Raw genomic sequence first — 14,438 nt, 5'->3', positions numbered from 1 at the left:
GAAGGTTAAAAGCGCGGCGGTTAAAAAGCGAGATCCGTTTATTTTTGGTTTAATCTGGGACGACAGAATTTAAAGATATAAAAAACCGGCGAAATAAATTCCACCGGTTTATCGTTATCACGTTAACACTGGGTTAACTTACTGGGCAGCTGCGAAACGGGCTGCTGCTTCGTCCCAGTTGACCACGTTCCAGAATGCTTTGATGTAGTCAGGACGTTTGTTCTGATACTTCAGGTAGTAGGCGTGTTCCCACACGTCCAGACCGATGATTGGGAAGCCAGAAACGCCAGCAACCGCTTCACCCATCAGCGGGTTGTCCTGGTTTGCGGTAGATACCACAGCCAGTTTGTCGCCTTTTTTAACCAGCCACGCCCAGCCTGAGCCGAAACGGGTCGCAGCCGCTTTCTCGAACTCTTCCTGGAATTTTTCCACGCTACCGAAATCTTTCTCGATAGCCGCTTTCAGGTCGCCCTGCAGCGTGGTGCCGGTTTTCAGGCCTTTCCAGAACAGGCTGTGGTTAGCGTGGCCGCCTGCGTTATTACGCAGTGGGCCTTTTTTGTCTGCTGGCAGCTGATCCAGTTTGGTGATCAGCTCTTCTACCGGCAGATTGGCAAATTCAGTGCCTTCCAGCGCCGCGTTAGCGTTGTTCACGTAGGTCTGGTGATGTTTGGTGTGATGGATTTCCATCGTCTGCTTGTCGAAATGCGGTTCCAGTGCGTCGTATGCGTAAGGCAGGGATGGCAGTGAATAACTCATGTTCTTCCTCTCCATTTAGTTTGAGCAGCACGACGAATTCGGGACGTGCCGCGTAAGCAGTCGAATCATTATAGTTAAATTCATGTAGCGTAAAAGGGTAATCAATGCCCTATTAACCATAAGGATTTGAGAAATCTGGCAAAAGCAACCCGTTGTTTTTACAGCATGCTGCTGCTGACTCCGCCTTTTCAGCTTTATCAGACAGGGAGAGCGAAGCACTCTGCCAGCACCACCAGCAGGCACTCATCCCGCCCGAACGCCGCATCTGCCCTGCCCTGCGCGTTACCTGCCCAGTTCGCGCAGCCCGCTGTCGAGCGCGCCGACCAGCCAGTCGATATCCCCTTCCTGGAACGCCAGTGGCGGACGCAGTTTCAGCACATTCCCATACGGGCCGGCGACCGAGGTCAGCACGCGATGTTCACGCAGCTTCTCGATTAAATCCAGCGCCAGCGTTTTGTCCGGCGTTTTGCTGTGACGATCGGTGACCAGCTCAAAACCGATAAACAGTCCGGCACCGCGCACATCCCCCACGCACTCATAGCGATCCATCAGGGTTCGTAGCTCCGCCAGCAGCTTCGCGCCGACCACGCGGCTGTGTTCCTGTAACCCCTCTTCGGTGATCACTTTCAGTACCGCCTGCGCCGCCGCCATCGCGACCGGATTACCACCAAAGGTATTGAAGTAGGGAATTGAGTCGCTGAAGGCGGCCAGCACTTCACTTTTTGCCAGCAGGCCGGAAACCGGAATGCCGTTGCCCATTGGCTTGCCGGTGGTAATGATGTCAGGCACCACATCGTGGCGGCCAAAGCCCCAGAACGCGTCGCCGGTACGGCCAAAACCAGGCTGCACTTCATCGGCAATAAAGATGCCGCCGTTGGCATGCACCACCTCGACCGCTTTTTTCAGGAAGCCGCGCGGATCGGGCAACACGCCGTCTGAGGAGAAGATTGAGTCCGCCAGGAAACCGGCAAATTTAATGCCGTGCGCCGCCATATCATCAATCTGCTGCTGAATCTGGTCAGCGAACCAGTCGCCCAGGTCAGGCGCGTCCACACGATACGCATCCGGTGGCATCACCAGCCGCGTGGTGGGCGCCAGCGGCTGTCCACTGCCCAGCGCCGGAGAAGCGCCGGATGTCAGCTCACTGGTGCCGTGATAGGCCTCTTTACTGACAATAATCCCACTGCCGCCGCTAAAGGCGCGCGCCACGCGAATCGCCAGGTCGTTAGCTTCCGATCCGGTGCACATATACATCGCGCGATCGATCGCCTCAGGCGTGGTCGCCAGCAGCGCTTCGCTGTAGTCCAGAATATTTTCATGCAGGTAACGGGTGTGGGTATTCAGCATTTTCATCTGCTGCGTCACCGCCTCAGTCACGGCCGGATGACAGTGCCCGATGCTCGCCACGTTGTTGTAGACGTCGAGATATTTATCGCCCGCCGCATCCCACAGATATTGCCCTTCACCCCGCACCAGATGCACCGGTTTGCGATAGAACAGGCGATAAGATTCGCCAAGCACTTTGCTGCGTTTATCGGTCAGTTTGCGCGTCTCGCTGTCGAGCGCATCGGCATGTTCGGCGCGGAAACTGTTGGTATCCATAATAGTGGAACGCGTGGCCATAATGACTCCCGTTACAAGGATGAAGGAGGAAGAGCTGACGCCTTTATCATGCCTGCCTGAATCTAAAATGCAACAAAATACACAAATGCAATAAAATACACATGACGCAGGCAGATCGCCACGCTAAGCTTGCTCCCTGATTCAGACGGAATCTTTCGCTTCACTGGCGTATCATCCGTGATCTTCGCGCTTTAAAAGGAAACCTCTATGCTGCAGGAAACGCGCCTTCATCGCATCCGTGCCTTACTGACCCGGCTTAACCAGGTGAGTACCGAGCGCATTATCAGGGAGCTGGGGGTCTCACGCGAAACCGCGCGCCGCGATATCATTGAGCTGGAAGCGCTGGGTCTGGCACGCCGCGTTCACGGCGGGCTGGTGGCGATTGAAACGCGGGCTGAACCGCCGCTGACGGAACGCCGCAGTACCCAGACCCGGGAGAAGCGCGCCATCGCCCGCGCCGCTGCGCAGTTGCTGCAGCCCGGACAGACGCTGTTTCTGGATGCGGGCAGCACCACCACGCTGCTGGCAGAGGAGTTGCACGCCCTTTCCGGCCTGACGATTGTGACCAACAGCCTGCAGGCCGCGCTGGCGCTGAGCGCCGGAGAAGAAGATCAGCCGCTGAATAATCAGATTATTTTGCTGGGCGGGACGATGTCGGCGGGCGCACAACAGACGCGCGGCGAAATTACCGTGGGTGAGATTATCCGCTATCGCGCCGATGTGGCGCTGCTGTCGCCGGTTGGCATTGAGGCGGGTTGTGGTGCCAGCAGTTTTCATCCGCACGAAGCGGCCATCGCCAGGGCGATGGTGCAGCAATCCACTTCCTGCTATCTGCTGGCCGATCACACCAAACTGGGGGTAGTCAGCCGCACGGTTTACGCGCCGTCACCGGCGATCAACCTGCTGATTACGGATAGTAGCGGCGACAACAGTGCCGCCCTTGAGGCGTTGCAGCAGACGCTGCCAGAGGTGATGGTGGTTTAACGCAGTCGCTGAGGATGGCTGTAAACCGTAGCGCGCCCAGGTTTACTGAATCCGACCAGCGTCAGATTGCAGCGCTCAGCCACCTCAACCGCCAGGCGGGTCGCTGCCGAGACTGCGAACAGGATCTCAACCCCGCACATGGCAGACTTCTGCACCATTTCATAGCTGGCACGGCTGGAGACCAGCACCGCGCCTGGCCCCCACTCAGCCTGGCTGCGATAGCCCAGCAGCTTATCCAGTGCCACATGGCGCCCCACATCTTCGCAGCCACCGGCCAGCTGACCATCGGGCTGGATCCACGCGGCAGCATGGGTGCAGCCGGTTTTCTGTCCGACCGGCTGATACGCTTTCAGCTGGCCCAGCGCCCGATCCAGTTGCTCCAGCGCAAAGGTCTGGGTAAACGGCAACGGAGAGAGCGGCTTGCCAATCTGGTCCAGCTGTTCAACACCGCATACGCCGCAACCAGTACGGCCTGCCAGCGCACGACGCTGCTCTTTCAGCGCCATAAAACGGCGGCTGGAAAGCTCAATCTGAACCTCAATGCCGTGACAGCCCGGCACGATGTCCATGCCGAAAATGTCGCCTGGCGCGTCGATAATGCCCTCTGACAGCGAAAAACCCAGCGCAAACGCCTCCAGATCTTTGGGCGTGGTCATCATCACCACGTGAGAGATGCCGTTGTAAACCAGCGCCACCGGCACCTCGTCCGCCAGCCAGTCAGACTCTGCTGCGGTCAAATCGGCACGTTGCCATACCTGCGTTCTGCTGACGCCGGCCTGAATTGTTAAATCTTCGCCTGAGTCAGGCTGGATAGCTTTCAAAAAGTACGACCTGTTGTTAATAAATAATGAAATGCGACAGTCAGTGCGGCTGCACAGCGGGGATCAGACGCAGACTAATTTTGCCCTCTGACCCGGTGCGGCGCAAATAAACAGCGGGGCAATTCATGCGGTTTTCTCATCGGGAAAGGCGCAGCCACGCCTGCTGGCGGGCAGAATGAGAATGGGTATCTTTCAGGCTTTAACATCGGTAAGCATAAAACAACAGTAATTATCTGCCGCTAAAGGAAATCTGCTTGCGCCGGGGATTGGTTGCCGAGGATTTTTAACAAAATTTAGAAAAAGAATTACTAATGACTAACCTGTTGACCCTGGTCAACTTACAGGCAGATAGGGCTGCTATTTTGCAAGGCTTCGCAATGGAGCCAATAAAGAAGAACGATAAAATGCAAATTAACAGACGGAGTTTTTTCAAAATCTGTGCTGGCGGGTTGGCGGGCACCAGCGCGGCGTTACTCGGTTTTGCCCCCACCACAGCCTTAGCCAGCGTCAGAGAGTTCAAACTCATTCGCGCCAGAGAGACACGTAATAACTGCACCTACTGCTCAGTCGGCTGCGGCATGCTGATTTACAGCCTGGGTGATGGCGCTAAAAATGCCCGCGCCTCGATTTACCATATTGAAGGCGATCCTGACCATCCGGTCAGTCGTGGATCGCTCTGCCCCAAAGGCGCGGGCGTGCTCGACTTTATTCACAGTGAACAGCGCCTGAAATACCCGGAATACCGCGCGCCAGGCTCGGATAAATGGCAGCGCATCAGCTGGGATGAGGCATTTGACCGCATTGCCCGCCTGATGAAGCAGGATCGCGATGCCAATTTCCAGGCCACCAACGCCGCTGGCGTGACGGTAAACCGCTGGCCGACCACCTCCATGCTCTGCTCTTCCGCCGCCAGTAATGAAACCGGGCTGCTCGATCAGAAATTTGCCCGCTCGCTGGGTATTCTGGCGCTGGAAAACCAGGCGCGCCTGTGTCACGGCCCGACCGTGGCCGCGCTGGCCCCCAGCTTTGGTCGTGGTGCAATGACCAATAACTGGAACGACATCAAAAACGCCAATGTGGTGATGATCATGGGCGGCAACCCCGCCGAGGCGCATCCGGTTGGCTTTAAATGGGTGATTGAAGCCAAAACCCATAACAATGCGCAGGTCATCGTGGTCGATCCACGCTTTAACCGCTCTGCGGCGGTCGCCGATCTCTACGCGCCACTGCGTGCCGGCAGCGATGTGGTTTTCCTGATGGGGGTGATCAACTATCTGCTGCAACACAATCAGATTCAGCAGGAGTATGTTCGCGCCTTCACCAATGCTGCCCTGATTGTCAGCGAAGGCTTCAGCTTCAGCGACGGTTTGTTCAGCGGTTACGATGCTGAAACCCGTCAGTACGATCGTCAGAGCTGGCACTATGAGCTGGATGAAAACGGCCATGCGAAACGCGATGAGAGCTTCACTCACCCACGCTGCGTGCTGAACCTGCTGAAAACCCATGCCAGCCGTTACACCCCGGAAATGGTGACGCGCCTGTGCGGGACCTCGCAGGAATCCTTTATTGCGGTGTGCAGGCAGCTGGCCTCAACCTGTGTGCCGAATCGCACCGCGACTATTCTCTATGCGCTGGGCTGGACTCACCACACCAACGGTTCGCAGATTATCCGCACGGCGGCGATGATTCAGCTGCTGCTGGGTAATATCGGGATGCCAGGCGGCGGTATTAACGCGCTGCGCGGCCACTCCAACGTGCAGGGCTACACCGATCTCGGCCTGCTGGCGCAGAGTCTGCCGGGCTATCTGCCACTGCCCTCCGAGAAGATGACGACCCTGGCAACCTACCTGCAGCAGGCCACACCGGTTGCGGCACTGCCGGATCAGGTCAACTACTGGCAGAACACCGACAAATTTTTCGTCAGCCTGATGAAGAGTTTCTATGGCGATAAAGCCACCGCAGAAAACCAGTGGGGCTACGACTGGCTGCCGAAGTGGGATAAGAGCTACGACTGCATGGCGCAGGCGGAGATGATGGAACAGGGCGCGCTCAATGGTTGCCTGATTCAGGGCTTCAACCTGCTGGCCGCCTTCCCGGACAAAAATAAAGCGGTCCGGGCACTGTCCCGCCTCAAATATATGGTGGTGATCGATCCGCTTCGCACCGAAACCGCCAGCTTCTGGCAGCATCACGACGAGTTCAACGATGTCGATCCGTCGAAAATCCAGACCGAAGTGTTCCGTCTGCCCTCTTCCTGCTTCGCTGAAGAGTCAGGATCGGTGGCCAACTCGTCACGCTGGCTGCAGTGGCACTGGGCGGCTGCGGAGCCGCCCGCTGAAGCGCTGCACGACGGTAAAATCCTCGGCAATCTGTTCATGCGTCTGCGCGCGCTCTATCGCCTGGAAGGCGGAGCAAACCCTGAACCGCTGATGGCAATGCGCTGGGACTACCGCGATCCGTCTAATCCTGAGCCGGAAGAGGTGGCGCAGGAGAACAACGGTCAGGCGCTGGCCGACATTTACGACGCCAGCGGCAAGCTGTTGCTGAAAAAAGGCCAGCAGCTCAACGGCTTCTCAGAGCTGCGTAACGACGGCACCACCGCCAGCGCCTGCTGGATCTACAGCGGCAGCTGGACGCCGGAAGGCAACCAGATGGCACGACGCGACAACGCCGACCCATCGGGGCTGGGCGCGGTCTCCGGCTGGGCCTGGGCGTGGCCGGCTAACCGCCGCATTCTCTACAACCGCGCCTCCGCGGATGCGCAGGGTAAAGCCTGGGATCCGAATCGCCGCCTGATTGAGTGGGATGGCACTCGCTGGCACGGCATTGACGTGCCGGATTATCCGGTAACGCTGTCGCCGCAGCAGCAGGCCGGTCCGTTTATCATGCAGCCCGATGGTCTTGGCCACCTGTTTGCGCTCGATAAGATGGCCGACGGCCCCTTCCCGGAACATTACGAACCGATGGAAAGCCCGCTCGCCGACAATCCTATGAATCCGCAGCAGCGTCATAGTCCGGTCGTTCGACTGTTCAGCAGCGACGCCGCGCAACTGGGCGAGGCCGCTGACTATCCCTGCGTCGCCACCACCTATTCCATCACCGAACTGTTCCGCCACTGGACCAAACATGCCCTGCTGAACGCGATTGCGCAGCCGGAGCAGTTTGTTGAAATCGGCACCGAACTGGCAGAGGAGAAAGGCATCAAGGCCGGAGACAGCGTCAAGGTCTCGTCGCGCCGTGGCTATATCAAAGCCAAAGCGGTGGTAACACGTCGTCTGCAGCGTCTGATGATTGACGGCAAGCCGGTTGATACCGTGGGTATTCCCTGTCACTGGGGCTTTGAAGGCACCACGCGTAAAGGCTTCCTCGCCAATACGCTGACGCCGTCGGTTGGCGATGCCAACTCGCAGACCCCGGAGTACAAGGGATTTTTAGTGAAAGTGGAAAAAGCGTAACGGTAGATGACAATGGCTTATCAATCACAAGATATTATCCGTCGCTCAGCGACCAACGGCTTTACCCCACCGCCACAGGCGCGCGATCACCAGCGTGAAGTTGCGAAGCTCATTGACGTCACCACCTGTATTGGCTGCAAAGGCTGTCAGGTCGCCTGCTCCGAATGGAACGACATCCGCGATGAAGTCGGTCATAACATCGGGGTCTATGACAACCCTACCGATTTGACCGCCAAATCCTGGACGGTGATGCGCTTCTCGGAAGTTGAAGAGAATGGCAAGCTGGCCTGGCTGATTCGCAAAGATGGCTGCATGCACTGCGCCGATCCCGGCTGCCTGAAAGCCTGTCCGTCGGCAGGTGCCATTATTCAGTACGCCAACGGCATCGTCGATTTCCAGTCTGAGCAGTGTATCGGCTGCGGCTACTGCATTGCGGGTTGCCCGTTCAACGTGCCGCGGCTCAACAAAGAGGATAACCGCGCCTACAAATGCACCCTGTGCGTGGATCGCGTCAGCGTCGGCCAGGAGCCTGCCTGTGTGAAGACCTGTCCGACCGGCGCCATTCATTTCGGCAGCAAAAGCGACATGCTGACGCTGGCGGAGGAACGCGTGGCGGAGCTGAAGTCGCGCGGGTTTGCGCAGGCTGGCCTCTACAACCCGGAAGGCGTGGGCGGCACCCACGTGATGTATGTGCTGCATCATGCCGATAAGCCTCAGCTCTATCACGGGCTGCCTGCTAACCCGGGCATCAGCCCGACGGTGACCTTCTGGAAGGGGATCTGGAAACCGCTGGCGGCGGTGGGTTTTGCCGCTACGTTCGCCGCCTCTATTTTTCACTATGTTGGCGTTGGCCCGAATCGCGTCACTGAAGAGCACGACGACAACGACGATCACCCTGAGGAGCGCAAATAATGAAAAAGCCCGATCATCTGGTGCGTTACCGCGCACCCGAACGCATCAATCACTGGATTGTCGCGATTTGCTTTGTCATGGCCGCGTTAAGCGGATTAGGGTTTTTCTTTCCGTCGTTCAACTGGCTGATGCAGATATTTGGCACACCACAGCTGGCGCGTATTCTGCATCCTTTTGTCGGCGTGGTGATGTTCGTTGCTTTTATGCTGATGTTTTTGCGTTACTGGAAACACAACCTGATTAATCGCGATGACCTTTACTGGGCCAGAAACATTCACCGGATTGCGCTGAATGAAGAGGTGGGTGATACCGGTAAATATAACTTTGGTCAGAAGTGTGTGTTCTGGGCTGCTATTATCAGCTTAGTGTTGCTGCTTGCCAGTGGCATCGTGATCTGGCGACCTTACTTTGCCGATGCCTTCGCCATTCCGCTGATTCGTCTGGCGTTGGTGGTACATTCGGTGTCAGCGGTGGCGCTGATCATCGTCATTATGGTGCACATTTATGCTGCGTTGTGGGTCAAAGGCACACTGACCGCGATGGTAGAAGGCTGGGTCAGCGCCGAATGGGCCAGGCAGCACCATCCTCGCTGGTATCGCGAGCAGCGTAATCCGCCAATAAAACAGGAAAAACGCCCCTGATGAGTATTCGCATAATCCCGCAAGATCAGCTGGAGAAAGGCGAAAAGACAACGGCGGAGATGATTCCGCCGTTACTTTTTCCACGGCTGAAAAATTTATACAGCCGTCGTGCTGCGCGACTGCGTGACCTGGCGGCGAAAAACCCACTCGGCGACTACCTGCGCTTTGCGGCGGTGATCGCTGAAGCGCAGGAGATTGTGCTGTATGACCATCCGCTGCACATCGACCTGCATGCCCGCCTGACGCAGAGCGCCAGCGAGGGTAAGCCGCCGCTGAATATTCATACCCTGCCGCGCGATCCCCACTGGCAGCGACTGCTGCATTCACTGATTGCCGAGCTGAAGCCAGAGATGAGCGGTCAGGCACTGGCGGTGCTGGAGAATCTGGAGAAGGCGTCCGCTACCGAGCTGGAGACGCTGGCCAGCGCGCTCTTTACCGGCGAGTATGCGCTGGTCAGCAGCGACAAAGCACCCTTTATCTGGGCGGCGCTTTCGCTCTACTGGGCGCAGATGGCGGCCCTGATCCCAGGCAAAGCACGCGCTGAGATGGGCGATCAGCGTCAGTTCTGTCCGGTCTGCGCCAGTATGCCGGTCGCCAGCGTGGTGCATATGGGCAGTCATGAAGGCGCGCGCTATCTGCACTGTAATCTGTGCGAAAGTGAATGGCATGTGGTGCGCAGCAAATGTACCCAGTGCGAACAGTCCCGTGATCTGCACTACTGGTCGATCGACAGCGAACGGGCGGCGGTGAAAGCAGAGAGCTGTGGCGACTGCGGCACTTACCTGAAGATGCTCTATCAGGAGAAAGATCCGGCCATTGAACCGGTAGCAGATGACCTGGCATCGCTGATACTGGATGCCAGAATGGAGCAGGAAGGCTTCGCACGCAGCAGTCTCAATCCCTTTATGTTTCCTGGCGAATAGTCACTGACTCTGGAGAACCCGATGAAACTGATTGGCAGCTATACCAGCCCGTTTGTGCGTAAGATTTCGATTATCATGCTGGAAAAAGGCATTACTTTTGAATTCGTTAACGCATCGCCTTACAGCGATGACAGCCACGTGCCGCACTACAATCCGCTGGGCAAAGTTCCGGCGCTGGTCGCTGACGATAAGCAAATCTGGTTCGATTCCAGCATCATTGCAGAGTTTCTGGAACTGCGTGGCGTGGAGCCTGCTCTGCTGCCTGCCGATCCGCTTGAATCGCTTAACATCCGTCAGCTGGAGAAGCTGGCGGATGGCGTCAGCGATGCCGCGCTGGTGATCGTGCGCGAGCAGATGCGTCCGGGGGATTTGCAGTCGGAAGAGGTGCTGCTGCGCAATCGTGAAAAGATTCAGCGCAGCCTCGACATGCTGGAAGCGAAGGCGGCAGAGGGGAAATGGCTTAACAACGGCCAGCTCAATCTGGCGGATATCGCCACCGGTTGCATGATCGGCTACCTCAATTTCCGCCGCGTAGTGCCGAACTGGTGTGTTGAACGACCGGCGCTGGTGAAGCTGGCGGAAACGCTGTTTCAGCGCGAGAGCTTTGCGCGGACAACGCCGCCTGCAGCGTGATGGGTGCTGAGCCAGAACCATTAAGAAGGACAATGGTGTCTGGCTCCATATCAAGGTAATGACTTCATTAAGAGCAGCAGAAATCTGGAGCCAGGCTATAGATCAGTAAAAGCCCACGAATATTAATTTTACTGGATTATCTTCGTTCCTGCCTCTGGACTTTCCGCTCGGAAATTTTAACTATCACTCAGTTAACCCGGATTTATAAAAATAATAATAATGCGTATAGTTGTTTTAAAACTAATCATAAGTGAACTTATAATTTATAATGTAAGACCCTATTTTATTAGTATGAGCCGTCACCCATACTTTAGTCATACCTTGCTTCCTGTCATTGTATAAATTCGTACGATTTGTACAAAGTTGAAGCCATCTTTTTGTGTGAGCATCTTTAATCCACAAGCCAGCTTCACAATGGCTATATTTCCCAACTGCCGGACCTGGAAACGTAACCTCATATTCAGACTCATACTGAACAATGTTACCAGGAGCGATATAAACATAGACACTGTAACAATTTAGAATGCATATAAGACCAATAGAAAAGCCACATCCAAAAGCTTTCAGTACATAGATAGCTGATTCACCAACTGGTCTAAAATAAACAACTCGCCCCGAAAAAACAAGACCTACTATTGATGCAACAGTAATGTATGTTGTCCACTCGGGAACACTCTTCATTAATACAACACGACTTGCGACGCCAGTTGACCACATCAGATACCATAGCCATGCTGCGAATATGATGAAAAAAACGGAGAGTAATAAATAGCGTTTAACATTGCCTTTTTCATAGCCAGAAACAAAACGGCTTCCATGCATTTTAATCTTTCCTTATATAACACTAAAACTTATTTTAACTTCTGGTTGTTAGTGAGCTATCTTCTCATAAATATACTTTCAAACAATTTAATTTGCTAATGGAATTAGCGAAAACTCACTTTCACTTTGCTAGTTGACTATAGGTTTTAGAGCGTATTTTTATTATACTTCGTCACTGATACCGTCCGGTACGCCTGTCAGCGCCGAGTTGCAAGAAGCATAAGAGGTTACCGTACCCAGCAACGCGCCCCTATCGCCTGTACTTCCGAATAGTCTTCCGTCAGCTTATTTATCTGCGTTGCCAAGCAAACTGCATCCGTATCGCTTACCACCTGCGCCAGGTTCTTACCCGTCAGCCCCTTCACCGACACCGTCTGGCGGAAACACTGTTTCAGCGTGAAAGCTTTGCAAGGACGACGCCGCCTGCGGCGTGATGGTGTGCTGTAGATGGCAGGTGAAAAATTAAAAGGTGCGGTTTGGGGGCTAATTGTCTAATTCAGCTCTGAAGCGTGCCGTTCTGTCTGACGACGTCCTTATGCCTGACAATCTGATGCTGGATGAACAGGCTAACTATCTTTGATAGCGGCCTGATATTTTCCGGGATGTATGAAGTACCCGCAGGATGCGAACGCCATCTGTTTCGGCAACATAGACGATGATGAACGGAAAGCGTGGCACCACCAGTTTATATTGTTTTTCTGTGCCGACTTTTGTTCCGGCCCGCGGGTTTTCGCTAAGCAGACTGGCCATACGGGTAAACTTATCGTCTGTTGCACTGGCTACCAGCAGGCCAGCCTCACGATACAGATAACGAAATATCGTCTCCCTGTCTGCCTGCGCCTGTTTTTCCCATTGAACGGCTGATATCACAACGTTCCCCGCGCGGCCTGCGCTTTCAGTTCTTCCATGCGGGCATTCATTTCATCGTTACTGATGAACTCGCTATCACCGGCATCATAACGACTGAATGCCGTCACTATCTGCTCTTCCAGCCATGCATCATGTTGGCCATCCTGATATTGCCGCTCTTCAGCAGCCAGCTCTTCCGCTCGCTGACGCATAACCTCTGTCAGCGTCATCTTCTGGCGCTCTGCTGCCCGCATCGCCAGCCGTTTAACGTCCTCATCAATCCTGAAGTGGATAGTACTCATAACCTGACTCTCGCGTGGTGTCATTTGTGGTGTCATCATGCCTTTCATCCTTTTCCCTGTCATCATCATTTCACTCTTATGCGATGCCGGAAATCGCCATACCCATATAAAAAAATGGCCGGCTGCAGATGCTGAAGAGAGTATTGAGAAGAGGATGTAAACGAAATAGTAAACGGAAAAAACAATCCGTTTTTCAGAGACGACTCGCAGTTTATTACTTAGCTTTCAGCGAGTTTACAAAGCGGGCGGTGTATATTTGAACAGGAGAAAACAGAAAAGGAAGAACGTAACGAGAGATTTTTAGCGCGAGCTGAAACGGGTTGGCCCCCGTTTCAGTCGCTGACCACAAGCAACTATCAAGGAGTTGATTATGGCTGAGACACATCATAAGCCAGGCACCACCACACCCACAACTAAATCAAGGCGTTATACCGTGGGGTATATCCGGGATCATATTAAGCACCAGCCATCACCGTCGATCACGCTGCGGGGCCACTGGATGGGGGATCTGGGGTTTGAAACGGGGAAGAAGGTTGAGGTGATTTGTGAGCAGGGAGAGCTGCTTATCCGGCTGGCTAAGGAGTGATCGGCGGGTAAGAAGATCCCGGCTCGATTGGCCGGGATTTCTTCATGCTGATATATTTTTCTTTGCCTGCTCAACCAAAAGATAAAATTCGTTAAAATCAAAACCCCAACCGTTGGCATGCTGACAATTAAATATTTCTATACGCATTCCTGTATCTGGTTCATTAGATACCTCAGCGACTTGATCTGTACCTAAATAGATTTCATAAACTACATTTTCTCTATCCGGCAAGCTCGCTATTTTAGCATGAAGTTTGTTTGTCATTTTGGTGGTTCCAAAAAGCCTATAAGTTTTCCTTGAGCGTCATATCGCAGCCCCTGACCATTGGACGAGAAAATATCGGTTACTTTCCCATAACGTCCTGCATTACTTTGGATAATAGTCTTATTCGGATCGTTCAAAATATTGTCTACTATTTGCTGACCCTGCTCATTTATTGAACATGGATTGCCTTTAGCAGAAGGGAAACAACCTCCCGGACGACTTCCATGTTTTTGTAAAGCTCTTCCTGTAAGAGTCAAATCTCCTTTTTTCGATGCTGGGTCAACATGTTTCGCCCCATCTGATAATTCATCAAGAGACCATTCACCGATCTTATCAGTACTTTTAGATGAAGCGTTATTCCGCGCATTCTCTTCATCCTGCGGTTCCCAGCCGCCCGGCGCTCCCGATCCGGATCCACCCAGTTCAGCCTTCTCTGCATCGGTCAGATCCTTTCCAATATTAGGCTGATTTGCGCTGCTGTCGCCAGTATCTTCAGAACAGGCCCGTCCGAATGAACACTGTGTGGCTTTATCAATGGCTTCACCAATATCTTTCAGCGCACCGTCCAGGCCGGAAGCTATCTGCTTATCCGCATCCTTTTTGACCTGATCGCCGGGGCCAACGGGTACGCCCGGTACAGGCACTGGTGCAGGCAGAATAAGATTGTTATTTTCCAGCGACGTTTTTCCCGCCTGCGCCCCCGCCACCGCATCCGCCGTGCTGTCACCAACCACGCCGCCCGCTAGGCCCGCCGCCAGCGTCCCCAGCGCACTTATCGTCTGCCGCTGCTCCTCAGACAGGTCTTCACGTTTAACCCCCGGATACATCTGCTGCGCGATGTACTCGCCCATCACCGCGCCCGAGGCG

The 14,438-nt window shown here is 54.6% G+C and carries 15 protein-coding genes; 7 read left to right on the top strand and 8 right to left on the bottom strand.

Features of this window, described 5'->3' with window-relative positions; genetic code table 11:
- Positions 1-138: 138 nt before the first annotated feature.
- The gene (sodA, locus tag PAG01S_RS16880) at positions 139-756 is read right to left on the bottom strand and encodes a superoxide dismutase [Mn] (protein WP_008926407.1); all 618 of its coding nucleotides are present in this window, start codon (positions 754-756) and stop codon (positions 139-141) included.
- A gap of 282 nt (positions 757-1,038) precedes the next feature.
- Positions 1,039-2,379 (bottom strand): aspartate aminotransferase family protein, encoded by a 1,341-nt coding sequence (locus PAG01S_RS16875; protein WP_022624829.1) that lies wholly within the window; start codon positions 2,377-2,379, stop codon positions 1,039-1,041.
- Between the two features lie 207 nt (positions 2,380-2,586).
- Between PAG01S_RS16875 and PAG01S_RS16870 the strand changes: the two genes are divergently transcribed.
- Positions 2,587-3,363 carry a DeoR/GlpR family DNA-binding transcription regulator gene (locus PAG01S_RS16870; protein ID WP_045140909.1) on the top strand — a complete coding sequence of 259 codons (777 nt, stop codon included), beginning with the start codon at positions 2,587-2,589 and terminating at the stop codon, positions 3,361-3,363.
- On the opposite strand, the gene fdhD is transcribed toward PAG01S_RS16870, so the two are convergent.
- On the bottom strand, positions 3,360-4,184 hold the full coding sequence (gene fdhD, locus PAG01S_RS16865) for a formate dehydrogenase accessory sulfurtransferase FdhD (RefSeq protein ID WP_062759441.1): 825 nt from the start codon (positions 4,182-4,184) through the stop codon (positions 3,360-3,362). The two genes, PAG01S_RS16870 and fdhD, sit on opposite strands and share 4 nt — an antisense overlap.
- Before the next feature lie 404 nt (positions 4,185-4,588).
- Between fdhD and fdnG the strand changes: the two genes are divergently transcribed.
- The 5 genes from fdnG to PAG01S_RS16840 are packed head-to-tail and all read left to right on the top strand — an operon-like array spanning position 4,589 to position 10,748.
- A complete protein-coding gene (gene fdnG, locus PAG01S_RS16860) occupies positions 4,589-7,639 on the top strand; it encodes a formate dehydrogenase-N subunit alpha (RefSeq protein ID WP_073970693.1) in 3,051 nt (1,016 codons plus the stop codon).
- A 12-nt stretch (positions 7,640-7,651) separates the two neighbouring features.
- Positions 7,652-8,551 carry a formate dehydrogenase subunit beta gene (gene fdxH / locus PAG01S_RS16855; RefSeq protein ID WP_010257476.1) on the top strand — a complete coding sequence of 300 codons (900 nt, stop codon included), beginning with the start codon at positions 7,652-7,654 and terminating at the stop codon, positions 8,549-8,551.
- On the top strand, positions 8,551-9,192 hold the full coding sequence (gene fdoI / locus PAG01S_RS16850; protein WP_010257478.1) for a formate dehydrogenase cytochrome b556 subunit: 642 nt from the start codon (positions 8,551-8,553) through the stop codon (positions 9,190-9,192). Before fdxH ends, fdoI begins: the two co-directional genes overlap by 1 nt.
- Complete coding sequence (gene fdhE / locus PAG01S_RS16845) at positions 9,192-10,115, top strand: formate dehydrogenase accessory protein FdhE (RefSeq protein ID WP_010257482.1); 924 nt, start codon at positions 9,192-9,194, stop codon at positions 10,113-10,115. Before fdoI ends, fdhE begins: the two co-directional genes overlap by 1 nt.
- Positions 10,116-10,136: 21 nt before the next feature.
- A complete protein-coding gene (locus PAG01S_RS16840; RefSeq protein WP_010257484.1) occupies positions 10,137-10,748 on the top strand; it encodes a glutathione S-transferase in 612 nt (203 codons plus the stop codon).
- Between the two features lie 240 nt (positions 10,749-10,988).
- Here the strand turns inward: PAG01S_RS16840 and PAG01S_RS21910 are convergent, their stop codons facing one another.
- From PAG01S_RS21910 to PAG01S_RS16830, 3 genes are all read right to left on the bottom strand, one after another.
- Positions 10,989-11,570 (bottom strand): hypothetical protein, encoded by a 582-nt coding sequence (locus PAG01S_RS21910; RefSeq protein WP_073970692.1) that lies wholly within the window; start codon positions 11,568-11,570, stop codon positions 10,989-10,991.
- A gap of 570 nt (positions 11,571-12,140) precedes the next feature.
- On the bottom strand, positions 12,141-12,440 hold the full coding sequence (locus tag PAG01S_RS21905) for a type II toxin-antitoxin system RelE/ParE family toxin (RefSeq protein ID WP_010257487.1): 300 nt from the start codon (positions 12,438-12,440) through the stop codon (positions 12,141-12,143).
- Entirely contained in the window at positions 12,437-12,721 is a 285-nt protein-coding gene (locus tag PAG01S_RS16830; RefSeq protein WP_062759460.1) for a hypothetical protein, read from the bottom strand. The genes PAG01S_RS21905 and PAG01S_RS16830 overlap by 4 nt, the downstream gene beginning before the upstream one ends.
- A gap of 370 nt (positions 12,722-13,091) precedes the next feature.
- On the opposite strand from PAG01S_RS16830, the gene PAG01S_RS16825 reads away from it, so the two are divergent.
- Complete coding sequence (locus PAG01S_RS16825; protein WP_062759440.1) at positions 13,092-13,307, top strand: SymE family type I addiction module toxin; 216 nt, start codon at positions 13,092-13,094, stop codon at positions 13,305-13,307.
- 42 nt (positions 13,308-13,349) lie between these two features.
- Here PAG01S_RS16825 and PAG01S_RS16820 read toward each other — a convergent pair whose 3' ends face one another.
- Both PAG01S_RS16820 and PAG01S_RS22665 read right to left on the bottom strand, forming a co-directional pair.
- Complete coding sequence (locus PAG01S_RS16820) at positions 13,350-13,571, bottom strand: hypothetical protein (RefSeq protein ID WP_062759439.1); 222 nt, start codon at positions 13,569-13,571, stop codon at positions 13,350-13,352.
- The gene (locus tag PAG01S_RS22665) at positions 13,568-14,422 is read right to left on the bottom strand and encodes a VENN motif pre-toxin domain-containing protein (RefSeq protein ID WP_062759438.1); all 855 of its coding nucleotides are present in this window, start codon (positions 14,420-14,422) and stop codon (positions 13,568-13,570) included. The genes PAG01S_RS16820 and PAG01S_RS22665 overlap by 4 nt, the downstream gene beginning before the upstream one ends.
- Positions 14,423-14,438 lie beyond the last annotated feature (16 nt).

Origin of the sequence: Pantoea agglomerans NBRC 102470 (assembly GCF_001598475.1) — a bacterium.
Classification (GTDB): Bacteria; Pseudomonadota; Gammaproteobacteria; order Enterobacterales; family Enterobacteriaceae; genus Pantoea; species Pantoea agglomerans.
This window is presented reverse-complemented; position numbering and strand designations above follow the sequence as displayed.

Bases quoted from the DNA above. Each gene is read 5' to 3' on its own strand.
- sodA (WP_008926407.1), bottom strand. From the start codon at position 756: ATGAGTTATTCACTGCCATCCCTGCCTTACGCATACGACGCACTGGAA.
- PAG01S_RS16875 (WP_022624829.1), bottom strand. From the start codon at position 2,379: ATGGCCACGCGTTCCACTATTATGGATACCAACAGTTTCCGCGCCGAA.
- PAG01S_RS16870 (WP_045140909.1), top strand. From the start codon at position 2,587: ATGCTGCAGGAAACGCGCCTTCATCGCATCCGTGCCTTACTGACCCGG.
- fdnG (WP_073970693.1), top strand. From the start codon at position 4,589: ATGCAAATTAACAGACGGAGTTTTTTCAAAATCTGTGCTGGCGGGTTG.
- fdxH (WP_010257476.1), top strand. From the start codon at position 7,652: ATGGCTTATCAATCACAAGATATTATCCGTCGCTCAGCGACCAACGGC.
- fdoI (WP_010257478.1), top strand. From the start codon at position 8,551: ATGAAAAAGCCCGATCATCTGGTGCGTTACCGCGCACCCGAACGCATC.
- fdhE (WP_010257482.1), top strand. From the start codon at position 9,192: ATGAGTATTCGCATAATCCCGCAAGATCAGCTGGAGAAAGGCGAAAAG.
- PAG01S_RS16840 (WP_010257484.1), top strand. From the start codon at position 10,137: ATGAAACTGATTGGCAGCTATACCAGCCCGTTTGTGCGTAAGATTTCG.
- PAG01S_RS21910 (WP_073970692.1), bottom strand. From the start codon at position 11,570: ATGCATGGAAGCCGTTTTGTTTCTGGCTATGAAAAAGGCAATGTTAAA.
- PAG01S_RS16830 (WP_062759460.1), bottom strand. From the start codon at position 12,721: ATGAGTACTATCCACTTCAGGATTGATGAGGACGTTAAACGGCTGGCG.
- PAG01S_RS16825 (WP_062759440.1), top strand. From the start codon at position 13,092: ATGGCTGAGACACATCATAAGCCAGGCACCACCACACCCACAACTAAA.
- PAG01S_RS16820 (WP_062759439.1), bottom strand. From the start codon at position 13,571: ATGACAAACAAACTTCATGCTAAAATAGCGAGCTTGCCGGATAGAGAA.
- PAG01S_RS22665 (WP_062759438.1), bottom strand. From the start codon at position 14,422: ATGGGCGAGTACATCGCGCAGCAGATGTATCCGGGGGTTAAACGTGAA.